The 12,072-nt window shown below is 54.1% G+C and carries 9 protein-coding genes, 1 tRNA gene and 1 other RNA gene; 6 read left to right on the top strand and 5 right to left on the bottom strand.

Going from position 1 to position 12,072, the window contains the following annotated elements; translation table 11 throughout:
- Positions 1 to 8: 8 nt before the first annotated feature.
- The 4 genes from mtlD to H7K52_RS15970 all read right to left on the bottom strand — a co-directional run bounded on the left by mtlD (position 9) and on the right by H7K52_RS15970 (position 6,161).
- A complete protein-coding gene (gene mtlD / locus H7K52_RS15985) occupies positions 9 to 1,157 on the bottom strand; it encodes a mannitol-1-phosphate 5-dehydrogenase (RefSeq protein WP_003848038.1) in 1,149 nt (382 codons plus the stop codon).
- A 95-nt stretch (positions 1,158 to 1,252) separates the two neighbouring features.
- Positions 1,253 to 3,187 carry a PTS mannitol transporter subunit IICBA gene (locus H7K52_RS15980; RefSeq protein WP_182630216.1) on the bottom strand — a complete coding sequence of 645 codons (1,935 nt, stop codon included), beginning with the start codon at positions 3,185 to 3,187 and terminating at the stop codon, positions 1,253 to 1,255.
- A gap of 432 nt (positions 3,188 to 3,619) precedes the next feature.
- Positions 3,620 to 4,336 (bottom strand): DUF3053 domain-containing protein, encoded by a 717-nt coding sequence (locus H7K52_RS15975; RefSeq protein WP_008926411.1) that lies wholly within the window; start codon positions 4,334 to 4,336, stop codon positions 3,620 to 3,622.
- Positions 4,337 to 4,562: 226 nt separating this feature from the next.
- Positions 4,563 to 6,161, bottom strand: a complete 1,599-nt coding sequence (locus H7K52_RS15970) for a gamma-glutamyltransferase family protein (protein WP_105100000.1) — start codon at positions 6,159 to 6,161, stop codon at positions 4,563 to 4,565.
- A gap of 736 nt (positions 6,162 to 6,897) precedes the next feature.
- Here H7K52_RS15970 and H7K52_RS15965 point away from each other — a divergent pair.
- A complete protein-coding gene (locus H7K52_RS15965) occupies positions 6,898 to 7,194 on the top strand; it encodes an HTH-type transcriptional regulator (protein ID WP_003848045.1) in 297 nt (98 codons plus the stop codon).
- Between the two features lie 38 nt (positions 7,195 to 7,232).
- On the opposite strand, the gene H7K52_RS15960 is transcribed toward H7K52_RS15965, so the two are convergent.
- Positions 7,233 to 7,829, bottom strand: a complete 597-nt coding sequence (locus H7K52_RS15960; RefSeq protein ID WP_008926412.1) for an HD domain-containing protein — start codon at positions 7,827 to 7,829, stop codon at positions 7,233 to 7,235.
- A gap of 62 nt (positions 7,830 to 7,891) precedes the next feature.
- Between H7K52_RS15960 and H7K52_RS15955 the strand changes: the two genes are divergently transcribed.
- The 5 genes from H7K52_RS15955 (at position 7,892) to H7K52_RS15935 (ending at position 11,257) form a co-directional block, all read left to right on the top strand.
- The gene (locus H7K52_RS15955; protein ID WP_003848049.1) at positions 7,892 to 8,356 is read left to right on the top strand and encodes a MarR family winged helix-turn-helix transcriptional regulator; all 465 of its coding nucleotides are present in this window, start codon (positions 7,892 to 7,894) and stop codon (positions 8,354 to 8,356) included.
- Positions 8,357 to 8,451: 95 nt separating this feature from the next.
- Positions 8,452 to 8,880: an organic hydroperoxide resistance protein gene (locus H7K52_RS15950; protein ID WP_003848051.1), complete on the top strand. Its 429-nt coding sequence runs from the start codon at positions 8,452 to 8,454 to the stop codon at positions 8,878 to 8,880.
- A gap of 318 nt (positions 8,881 to 9,198) precedes the next feature.
- A complete protein-coding gene (gene eptB, locus H7K52_RS15945; protein ID WP_008926413.1) occupies positions 9,199 to 10,890 on the top strand; it encodes a kdo(2)-lipid A phosphoethanolamine 7''-transferase in 1,692 nt (563 codons plus the stop codon).
- Between the two features lie 125 nt (positions 10,891 to 11,015).
- Positions 11,016 to 11,092: transfer RNA gene (locus H7K52_RS15940), tRNA-Pro, on the top strand.
- Between the two features lie 35 nt (positions 11,093 to 11,127).
- A non-coding RNA gene (locus tag H7K52_RS15935) (RtT sRNA) lies at positions 11,128 to 11,257 on the top strand.
- Positions 11,258 to 12,072: the final 815 nt, after the last annotated feature.

The following is a 12,072-nucleotide window of genomic DNA, read 5'->3' as shown; positions in this document are numbered from 1 at the left end:
CGTGCGCATTATGCCATAGCGTGCCAGGCGCTCACCACAGAAGCCACCACTTCGCTGTCGGCATCCAGTCCTGAAATCTCAGCCAGCGTAGCCTGCGGGCCTTTTTCTGCCAGCAGCGCGGCCAGTTCCTGTGCCTGCGGGTCCTGATCGCTGTGATAGTGCATGGCAGCAGCAATACCCTGCACCAGGCTGGCGTGCGGTAAACCATACTCCAGTGTGCCCAGCGTGGGCTTAATCAGGCGATCGCCCGCGCTGAGTTTACGCAGCGGCTGACGGCCTACGCGCTCAACATCATCTTTCAGATAAGGATTTTCAAAACGACCCAGTATTTTCTGGATATAGGCCGCATGTTTTTCCGCGTCAAAACCGTAACGTTTAATCAGTACCGCGCCACTCTCTTCCATTGCGCCTTTCACTACGGCCCGGATTTTTTCATCAAGGATGGCGTCACGAATGGTCTGGTGACCCGCCAGCTGGCCGAGGTAGGCGGTAATGGCGTGACCGGTGTTCAGGGTGAAGAGTTTACGCTCAACAAAGGCCATCAGATTGTCGGTCAGTTCCATGCCAGGAATGGCTGGCAGGTCACCTTTAAACTGGGTTTGATCGACGATCCATTCGCTAAAGGTTTCAACGGTCACTTCCAGTGGATCGGTGCTGCCTGCTTCAGAAGGGGGCACGATGCGATCGACAGCGGAATCCACAAAGCCGACATGCTCTTCCAGCCAGGCGTGATACTGCGCCGGCAGCGCCTTCAGCACATGCTGTTTTAGCTGGCTGGTGCCGCGCACCATATTCTCACAGGCGATGATATTTAATGGACGGGTGTTACCGTTGTCGCTGCGTTTTGCCAGGCCTTTTGCCACACTGGCGGCAATACGCTCCAGAATCTGCGGACCCACGGCGGTGGTAACAAGATCGACGTCAGAGACCAGGGTGATGATCTCATCGCTGGTGCTGTTTACGGCACTGACGCCTTTAACGGTTTCCACTTTGGCCTGTTCGCCAACCACATGAACGGGATACTCATGACGCGCGTTCAGTGCATCCAGCACCGTCTGATTCACATCAGCAAAAACCAGTTCGATACCTGCATCAGCCAGTAATTTGCCGATAAAGCCGCGACCAATGTTTCCTGCTCCGAAATGTAACGCTTTCATAATTTTTGACCCATATCAAATGACGATGGGGCGGGCAAACCCGCCCCAGGAAATCGGGACGGGCATGACCGCCCCAGGGAAAGAATTGCTCTGAATTACGCGACGGCAGGCTTGCCTGACAGCAGATCCAGCACTTCCTGCACGCGGGTGGTGTTCGCCAGCTTCTCAATCACGCTGTCATCATCCAGCGCATTGGTCAGGCTGGTAATCACCTGAATGTGCTCGTTATTACGGGCAGCAATACCAATCACCAGGCGCGCGACGTCATCTGGCTCTTCGCCAAACAGGACGCCTGCCGGATACTGACAGAACACCACGCCAGTTTTCAGCACGCGATCTTTCGCTTCAACGGTCCCGTGCGGCACCGCAATCGACTCACCGAGGTAGGTCGGCGTCAGTTTTTCACGCGCCAGCATCGCGTCAACATATTCTGGCTCTACATAACCGCCTTTCACCAGCTGTTCACCAGCAAAACGAATCGCCTGTTCTTTGTTGCTGGCGGTCAGGCCGAGGAAGACGTTATCTGCACCCAGTTTAAACAGGTGTGCGTTGCCTTCATCGTAACTGTCAGAGAGCGCAGTGGTGACCGTTTGACTATGCACGTCGCTGCGATTAGCGGCAACCAGACGTTCGGTCAGCGTGCTGTAGAGCGCACTGTCGAGGAAGTTATTCAGCGAGATGTGCTGCGCATGCGGAGCCTGGCGAATAGCACGCTCGGTCAGATCACGATGGGTAATCACCAGATCGACATCGCCTGGCAGGGCATTGATCGCGGTATTCGTCACCGACACATTGCTCAGACCTGCATCCTGCACTTTCTTACGCAGAACACCTGCACCCATGGCGCTTGAGCCCATACCGGCATCACAGGCGACGATAATTTTGCGCACGTGATGCAGCTCGACGCTCATCGCATCGCTGGCGACGGGTGCACCCGCCACGCTCTGGCCTTTCGACTGCGCTTTCATCTCATGCATGCGCTGAGTCGCGGCTTCGATATCGTCATCTTCTTTAACCTTGCTGGTTTTCAGCAGGATAGCGGAAACTACGAAGGAGACGGCGAAAGCGGCAGCAATGGCAGCGATGTTCGCAAAGTAGGCACCCTTTGGTGTCATCGCCAGCACCGCCAGGATTGAACCCGGTGAAGCAGGCGAGACCAGGCCACCGTTCAGCACGGTCAGTGTGAAGACACCCGTCATGCCTCCCAGGATGACCGCCAGCAGCAGGCGAGGCGCCATCAGCACATACGGGAAGTAGATCTCATGGATGCCGCCAAGGAAGTGGATAATTGCCGCACCGCCTGCAGACTGTTTAGCACTACCACGACCAAAGAACATGTAGGCCATCAGCACGCCCATACCCGGACCCGGGTTGGCTTCGATCAGGAAGAAGATCGACTTGCCCGCCTCACTGGCTTGCTGGATACCCAGCGGTGAGAAGATCCCGTGGTTGATGGCGTTGTTCAGGAACAGGATTTTTGCCGGTTCCACGAAGATTGAGGTCAGCGGCAGCAGGTTGTTCTGCACCATCAGATTCACGCCTGCGGCGAGAATGTGTGACAGACCTTCTACCAGCGGACCAATCGCCAGGAACGCCAGCAGTGCCAGAATCATCCCGATAATACCGGCCGAGAAGTTGTTAACCAGCATCTCGAAGCCGCTTTTGATTTTGCCGTCAATCGCCCGGTCAAACGACTTAATTGCCCAGCCGCCCAGTGGACCGGCAATCATTGCACCGAGGAACATCGGCATATCCGCACCGACAATCACACCCATTGTCGTAATTGCACCGACCACACCGCCACGATCGCCGCCCACCAGACGCCCACCGGTAAAACCGATCAGCAGTGGCAGCAGGTAGGTGATCATTGGGCCAACCAGTTTGGCCAGCGTTTCGTTCGGGATCCAGCCAGTTGGAATAAACAGCGCGGTGATGATACCCCAGGCGATGAACGCCCCGATGTTTGGCATCACCATATTACTCAGAAAGCGACCAAAGCTCTGTACTTTGACCTTCACTGATGAGGACATAAACCCACCCCTTATTGAGACGCGCTGCAATAGGAGAGCGCGTTTGTTTTTGTTTAGCCACCCCGACTCGAAGCCGGTGGTATTACTGTATGCACGCGGACTCTATCACGCGAATTTGGCACTGCGTAGCACGCGGGAAAAGTGTGATCTACATCACTGATTAAGGGTGGTGGCAGGGGTGATTAGCGTGACATTGATCACATTTTTATAACGGTTACGTGTTGTTTTGCCTGGTTTTTACGCGTGATAGCTGATTATCTGTGAGTTTTATCACACTAAAAGGGCGGGGGTTTGTTATATAAATGTGACTCAGATCACAAACTATTTTTGGTCGAAAATGCGCCAGATCACACTTCATTCGACAGGCTATCGGATGAGATTAGAAAAGGCGTGGAGACGGGCAGGCGACCTACGCCTGCCCATAAAGCAGATTTACTGCAGGCCACCCTGAACGGCCGCTTGTGCCTGAGGAAGCGCCTGTGCATTCGCGGATAACGTGCTCATTATCGCGTTGTATTGTGAAGCCTGATCCTGCGTCGGGAACTGCACGCCGCCATCATTGAAGCTGACGCGGGTACCCTGAGTTTGCAGGAATTCGCCGGTCTGCACGGCAGCCTGGCTCAGCGCCTGAAGTTTAGGCAGCAGCGGAATCAGCTGATTGGCGGGTACCGTCACCACTTTGTTATAGGCGGTGTCGTAGACTTTTTTCAGATCATCCGTCTGCTTTAGGGCCGCTTTGCTGCTGTCCGCCTGCATTTTTGCGCTCTCAATCTGCTGGGTAACAATGACCAGTGCGCTCGTGGCCTGACGCAGGGAATCACGACGGCTGAGATAATCCTGCGGAACGCGAATGGCAGACAGTTCATCCACCACCGGACGCATCCCCTGTTCAACGGCTTTGTTCGCCTGCTGCGAAAAGCCGTACATGATGGCGTAATCGCTGGCGAAGTTGCCAAAGCTTTGCTTCTGGTTTTCGCTGAGGCTAGGGAGATGCTCGCCACTGCGCATCACGGTATTTTGGAGGAAATCAATAAATGCTTTACGCTGCTCGCCTTCTTTGTCACCGCATGCGGTGAGTTGCAGCACGATGAGCGCGCCAGCGAGCATAATGCCGCCGCGTGCCATAAGGCGTGTAAGTCCTGAAGCCATTGGGTCAACTCCTGTCGGTAGTACTGTCTGATGTCCAGGTAGGAATGGCCTAAAGAATAGAACAAACCGCCGTCACGGCACAATGTGAAACCGCCTGTGAAGCAGAGGCTTTCTTAAACGCCGGTGATACAACGGGATCGCCCGCACGTCAGAGCGCGATACGTTTCCTGCCATCATGCGTTAACCTGAACGTCAGTTTAGCGGTATGGCGATCACGGCTGCAGCCTTAAAACACCACCGCCTGACCATCTTTGCGACTCTCGCTGGCTGCAATATAGAAACCCTGCGGATCGCGCACTATCGCCTGCGCGCCACCAAAGTTGTAATTGCTCAGGGGATCTTCCAGTACCACATTGTGCCCCATGCGGCGCAGCGTGCTCAGGGTATTGCGATCGAGTGTCGATTCAAACACCACCTCGCGTCCCTGTACCACCCGCCAGCGCGGCGCATCAATCGCAGCCTGCGGATTCTGGCGGTGCAGCATAATTCGCAGCGCCAGCTGGACATGACCCTGCGCCTGCATCGGGCCACCCATCACACCAAACGCCATCAGCGGCTGACCCTGCTCATCCAGCGCAAAGGCTGGGATGATGGTGTGAAAAGGGCGCTTACCGCCTGCCACCACGTTAGGATGGTCTGGATCGAGTGAAAAGCCCGCCCCACGGTTCTGCAGGCTGATGCCGGTGTTGGGCACCACCACGCCGGAGCCAAAGCCCATGTAGTTAGACTGAATGAATGAGACCATCATACCGCTGGCATCAGCCGTCGCAACATACACCGTGCCGCTCTGCTGCGGTGATCCAAAGCGGAAATCTCCCGCTTTGTCAGGATCAATCAACGCTGCCCGCTGGCGGATATACTCTTTACTCAGCAGTAATGCTGCCGGGAACTCGAGATGATCTTCATCGGTGACATAACGCTCCAGATCAACCAGTGCCAGTTTCATCGCCTCAATGGAGAGATGCAGCCACTGCGGCGAATCAGGCGCATAACGGTTGATCTCCCACGCTTCCAGAATGCCGAGCGCAATCAATGTCGCAATGCCCTGACCGTTAGGCGGCAACTCCTGCACCGATCCCCCGGCAAACGGATGTGACAGCAGGGTAACCCAGTCGGCGCGATGGTTTTTCAAATCGTCCAGCGTCAGCGCCGCGCCATGTTCACGGGCAAAGGCTGTCATCTTCTGCGCCAGTGCACCGCGATAAAAACTTTCACCCTGTGTCTCAGCGATCGTCTGCAGGGTCCGGGCCTGAGCCGGATTGCGGAATAACTCGCCCGCACGGGGTGGACGGCCCTGCGGCGCAAAGCAGTCGATGAAGCCAGGCTGATCCCGCAGCTTGTCATAGCCTCGCTGCCACAGCTGACCAATCAGCGGTGATACCGGAAAACCGTTGCGCGCATAGTCAATTGCGGGTTGCGCCAGTGTGGTCAGCGGTAGGGTCCCGAAGCGCTGCGCCAGCGTGACCCACGCCGAGACGGCACCCGGGACGGTAACGGACTCCCAGCCGGTTTCTGGCATTGCACTCAAACCGGCGAAGCGCTCAGGATGCCACGCGGCGGGCGAACGGCCTGAGGCGTTTAATCCATGCAGCTCGCTGCCGTCCCAGACAATGGCAAACGCATCGCTGCCGATGCCGTTTCCGGTTGGCTCCAGCACAGTTAAGGCGATGGCGGTAGCGACAGCGGCATCTACAGCATTTCCGCCCTGCTGCAGCATCCGTAAGCCCGCCTGCGCCGCCAGCGGTTGTGAGGTCGCCACGGCATTGCGTCCCATCATCGGTACGCGATGAGAAGGGTATCCGACGTCAAAATCTGTTTCTCGCATCGCTCTTCATCCTTTCAGGTGGCAGGTCTCTTTTTACCCGTCATGAGTGCGCAATCACAAGGCTGCACTTTTAGCGCGCATCAGCGCGATTAAGGACGGCTGACTGCACCGGCATGAGGCATCTGCCGTTTCGTTAGAGTGACTGTTGATTTCGCTGACGATATGGCGGCGTTCAGAATAAAATATTTCTCCGCACGTCGCTGTGAGCCGCCGCGCGCCAGGGCTCAGCGGCAAACCAGGACTATTCTTAAATTAATCAGAACTGTGAATATAAGTGTTCATGAAGTAAACCATTGGCGTATATTTTGCAATCACTACCTGAAGAGGTGTAATGCCTCACAGAAATGAGAATGTGCCCGCCAAAAGCTTGATGGCATCCACATAAATAGCAAACACCATTTGATTTTTTTGCCCGCTGTGCAGGCGCAAAAATCAACCGCCTCAGTAGGTTAGAAGCGCTGGAGCGTTTTCGGCACACGTTAGTTAAAAAAATAATTATAAATTGCGCGGCAAATAGTCAGGTCTCTATCCATACTTAGTCTCCCGGCATTTGTTGCATTGTTCTGACACCTTTATAAGCAGTGCACCGCAGGCTGTGTCCCGTAATGGTTTTTCTCATAACAAAAACAAACCCTTGCGGGATCCAGCCTGAACAGGCCCGGTTTCAGAGTCCTGACTTCAGGCTCGTACCTCTCTACTTTCACGTGCTTCATAGTGAGTTTTTAAGGAGTTCTCTATGGAATTAAAAGACCCGATGTTTGAATTGCTCAGCAGCCTTGAGCAGATTGTTTTGACACGTGATGATCGCGCCGCCGAGTTACTTATTCAGCGTCAGCAACCCGCCCAGCCAGAGCCACAGCGTCTGCGCGAAATGACCGGCATGCAGGTTGATGAGTTTGCTAAAGTGATGGGCGTGAGCGTATCTTCCGTGAAAAGCTGGGAAGCCCGGCGTACCCGTCCATCCGCGACGGCGCAGAAACTGATGAAGTTATTACAGGCCAATCCCTATCTGGGACGCCAGTTGCTTGAATAATCAGGCATCATGAAAACACCCGCCGCTGGCGGGTTTTTTTATGCGTGTTTTATGCTGTATTTAGCGGCCTGTTTGACAAACCAGCTCTCCGGCACGCTGTAGGGCGGCTCCCGCAACCGGGCAAGCCCGCTTTCTATGATCGTCGAAGCCTGCTGCCACAACTGTGCATCGCCCTGCTTCAGCAACGCAATCTGTATCTGCTTTTCCACCAGGTAGACCCGCGCAAAGTCAGGATCAAAACGTACAATCGCGCGGGTATTGTCGATGATGTCCGCCAGCTTGATAGTCTGGGCCTCAGGACTGGCGCTGGCCGTATGGCGAAAGTGCGCAAGCTTCCGGGCCGCCCGATTTTTCGCCGTAGCCGGTGCGCTATCGGTCAGCATCTCCACCAGGCTGGCCACGCGCGCGCCAAAGTGGGCTTCGATATCGCTCTGGGTCGTGGAGGTATCTTCTACGGTATCGTGCAGCCAGGCTGCCGCTAACAATGCCTCGTCATGGCTGACGCTGCGCACCAGTTCCACCACCGCGGCCGGATGAACAATATAAGGCTCATCGGTATATTTGCGGCGCTGACCGGCACTGGCATGTGCCTCGGTGGCGAATCGACGCGCCTGTTCTTCCAGTGAATCCAGCATGCTTTTACCCCTGACTAAAAGTTTGCTTGCAATTATCTAGCGCGCTATATATATTGAACACCATGAACTGTGATCAAGATGACAAAAAAGTGAAAACGATGCCACTGTTGGTCGATCAGCAACTCTGCTTTGCGCTTTATTCTGCCAATCTGGCAATGAATAAAGTGTATCGCCAGTTGCTGAGCCAGCTCGACATTACCTATCCACAATATCTGGTGATGCTGGTGTTGTGGCAGAAAGATGATGTTACGGTGTCAGAGATTGGCGAGCAGCTTTTTTTAGACTCGGCAACATTAACGCCACTGCTGAAGCGACTGGAAAGCGCGGGTCTGATTAACCGGCAGCGTACCCGTCAGGATGAACGGCAGGTTGCAGTAACACTGACCGAGGCTGGCCGTGCGCTGCGCGTTAAGGCTGAAGCCATTCCTGAAGCGGTTAAATGTGCCACTGCCTGTGACGATGATGCCCTGCTGGCGCTGAAATTACAGCTTGATGGATTGCGTGATAACCTGATTCAGTCACGATAAATATTGCCGACGGGTGCATTGCACCCGTTGAACCTCACCGCCTGATTACGGTTAAATAAGTAGCAGGCGATTAAATAGTGTAACGGAGAAATGTCATGTCTTTAGAACAAGTGGTTTACCGCGCCAAAGCCAAAGCTACCGGTGGTCGTGATGGTCGTGCAACCTCTTCTGACGGTGTACTGGACGTTAAACTGGGCGTGCCAAAAGAGATGGGCGGTGCAGGCGGCGAAGTGACCAACCCTGAGCAGCTGTTTGCGGCGGGCTATTCTGCCTGCTTCATCGGTGCGATGAAGTTTGTTGCGGGTCGCGACAAAATCGCGATGCCAAAAGATGCGTGGATTGAAGGTGAAGTAGGTATCGGCCCGATCCCCAACGGCTTTGGCATCGAAGCGACGCTGAATATTCACCTGCCGGGAATGGATGAAGCAGAAGCGCAGAAGCTGGTGGATGCGGCACACATCGTGTGTCCTTACTCAAACGCCACTCGCAACAACATCGACGTGACGCTGAACATCATTCGCTAAGCATGCTGCGGGCCTGAATTATCAGGCCCGCACTTTTGCCTGTTATTCAATCCCACACTTCCGTCTCACTGCGTCAGCATGTCCGGTTAATCCTCCGCGCTGTGTACAAAAAATGTGCTAATCAGGTCGACAGCGATTATTATCTGGTCTATAAAACGCCCTCATGCTTTACTGAGCCACCTCGCGTTATAGCCTATAAATCCGTTCAGAATTTTCCTTCATCTTGTCCGGTCCGCTTATTCAGCGAACTCTGCCGCGTTTCGGCAGTCACATAAAAGATTTGGTTAAGCGCTTCACACCGGAGAAACACCTTTTTTCATGAATTATATTAAAACCCTGACTCAGCAGAAGTTATCGTTACTGCTGGCGCTCTACCTCGGTATCTTACTGAATTTACCAATTTTCTATCGTCGTTTTGATGGTTTTCTTTCGCACTCTACGATAACGAACTGGCTGACTGCCGTCACTGAAGTGGTGGCCATTGTGCTGCTGACTTTCTTCCTGATGCGGCTGCTGTCGCTGGGTGGAAAGTGGTTTTATCGCGTGCTGGCCACGCTGATAGTGCTGATTTCCGTTGCCGCTGCTTATTACATGGCATTTTTTAACGTCGTAATTGGCTACGGCATTGTGGCTTCGGTGATGACCACTGATACCGATCTTTCTAAAGAGGTGGTTGGCTACCATTTCATTCTGTGGATGGTGCTGGTCAGCGCGCTGCCGCTGCTGATGATCTGGCGTAATAAGCTGAGCATGACGTTGAATGAGCAGCTGCGCACGCCGGGACAGCGTCTTAAACCCTCCGTGATCATGCTGCTTTGCGTGGCGCTGGTCTGGTTGCCGATTCGCTTTCTGGACAAACTGCAGAAGCAAAACGAAGAGATTACCAACGTCGATCTACCGAGCTACGGCGGTGTCGTGGCACACTCTTATCTTCCTTCAAACTGGCTTGCAGCTGTAGGACTCTTTGCCTGGACCCGCGTGGATGAGACGCTGAATAGCGAGGAATTGCTGGATCCGGCGAAGAAGTTTACCTACGTCGCGCCTGCCGGACTGGACGACACCTATGTGGTGTTTGTGATTGGTGAGACCACCCGCTGGGATCACATGGGGATGCTGGGCTACGAGCGTGACACCACGCCAAAGTTGTCGAAAGAGAAGAATCTTGTGGCGTTCCGGGGCGAATCCTGTGATACCGCGACCAAGCTGTCATTGCGCTGCATGTTCGTACGCGAAGGCGGCACCATGGATAACCCAGGTCGTACGCTGAAAGAGCAGAACGTGTTTGCGGTGATGAAAGAGCTGGGCTTCACGTCTGAGTTGTTTGCGATGCAGAGCGAAGTCTGGTTCTACGACAACATCAATGCCAACAACTTTGCTTTCCGTGAGCAGATTGGTTCAGAGAAGCGTAATCAGGGCAAAGCGGTGGATGACATGCTGCTGGTGCCGGAGATGAAAGCGTCACTGGATCGTTTCCCGAAAGGTAAGCATCTGATCGTGTTGCACACTAAAGGGTCGCACTACCTCTATTCACAGCGTTATCCGCGCAGTTTCGCGAAATATCAGCCGGAATGTATGGGCGTGGATGAGACCTGCAGCAAAGCGCAGTTGATTAACGCTTATGACAACTCGGTGCTGTATGTCGATAGTATGCTGGATAGCGTGCTGGATCAGCTGCGTGATAAGAAGGCGATCGTTTTCTATGCCTCTGATCACGGTGAGTCGATTAGCGAGAATATGCATTTGCACGGCACGCCGCGCGAGATGGCGCCACCTGAGCAGTTCCGCGTACCGATGATGGTCTGGGCCTCCGATAAGTATCTGGAAGACAGCCAGAACCGCAGCAATTTTGAGCGTTTGCAGGCGCAGCAGCGCGTAGGCCGCACTCATCGCCATGTTGAGTTGTTCGACACCATTCTGGGCTGTCTGGGTTATACCTCGCCAGATGGCGGTATTAACCCCGCCAACAACTGGTGTCAGGCACCGGCAAAAGGTCAGGCTAAAGCGCTGTAATAGTGAGCGAAAAGGGCAGGGCAGGTGGTTAATTACGGGTAACCGCGTGCTTTCCAGGCGATTGGCGGCAAAAGCATAAAAAGCGGTTGACGCTGATCGGGGGTAGCAGTAACATGCGCCCCCATCGGCGAGTAGCGCAGCTTGGTAGCGCAACTGGTTTGGGACCAGTGGGTCGGAGGTTCGAATCCTCTCTCGCCGACCATATTTAAGAAAACCTGTCTGAAAAGACAGGTTTTTTTTCGTCTGTAATAAATGAGGATGAGAACCTCCGAAGGAGGTTTGAGCCGAGCGTAGCGAGACAACGTTGCTTCAGCAACGGCCCGAAGGGCGCTGCTCGAAGAGCAGAGTAATCCTCTCTCGCCGACCATATTTAAGAAAACCTGTCTGAAAAGACAGGTTTTTTTTCGTCTGTAGAAAAGTGATTTGCAGGCAAAGAATTAGCGCTGTGCGGGGTTCAGACGGCTGAAAGATCTAAACCCGAGTGAATCTGACAGCAGCGCATAAATTCAAGGCGGAGGGAACACGGGCAGAGGAGGAAAGCGTCCCACGCCATGGACGGCGTGGGCCGAGCGTCCATGGATGGTTTAAGCGACTTTCCGATCTGCCCGTGTTCCTGAGGCAGATCTCAATCTGACCGCTAAGCATTCACACTCTTATCAGCTGAGCGGGCTTCAGGGAGCATACGCCTTCCGCAAAGACGCAAAAGACGCCATCCCTGGCATGCTCAGCGCGGCCGATTACGCACCTCATCCCTGAGGTGCGCCCGTGGCCGGGCCAACGCATTGCGTTGCTCAAAAACGCTCCCGGCGTTTTTGTCCCTGGCCCGCGATGCTTTGCTACAGGCGTATGCTCCCTTCGCTTCACGTCTGGCAAACGCATCAGGTACTTACATGGGCGCTTCAGAACGCCTGAGAAATCCAAATCATTTTTGTTACCTTCCAAAAAGTTCCAGTAAACCCCATCTTCCGCGCGTTCCACTTACTGACAATAATTATCCCTTCTTTCCCGCTGGCAGGCCTTACCCCATAAGCGATGCGATCATAATTCGCGACACATTCTTCTTATGACCGAAAGCGGCAACATGCTGATTTCTTATGCTTCTTTACCAGCATATTCCGCTGGATGAACGTCATAACGCACGGTGAATCGTTCAGTTATTCAACATTTGCCGGTAAAAGTTTT

The sequence above is a fragment of the Pantoea hericii genome (assembly GCF_014155795.1).
GTDB classification, from domain to species: Bacteria; Pseudomonadota; Gammaproteobacteria; order Enterobacterales; family Enterobacteriaceae; genus Pantoea; species Pantoea eucalypti.
This window is presented reverse-complemented; position numbering and strand designations above follow the sequence as displayed.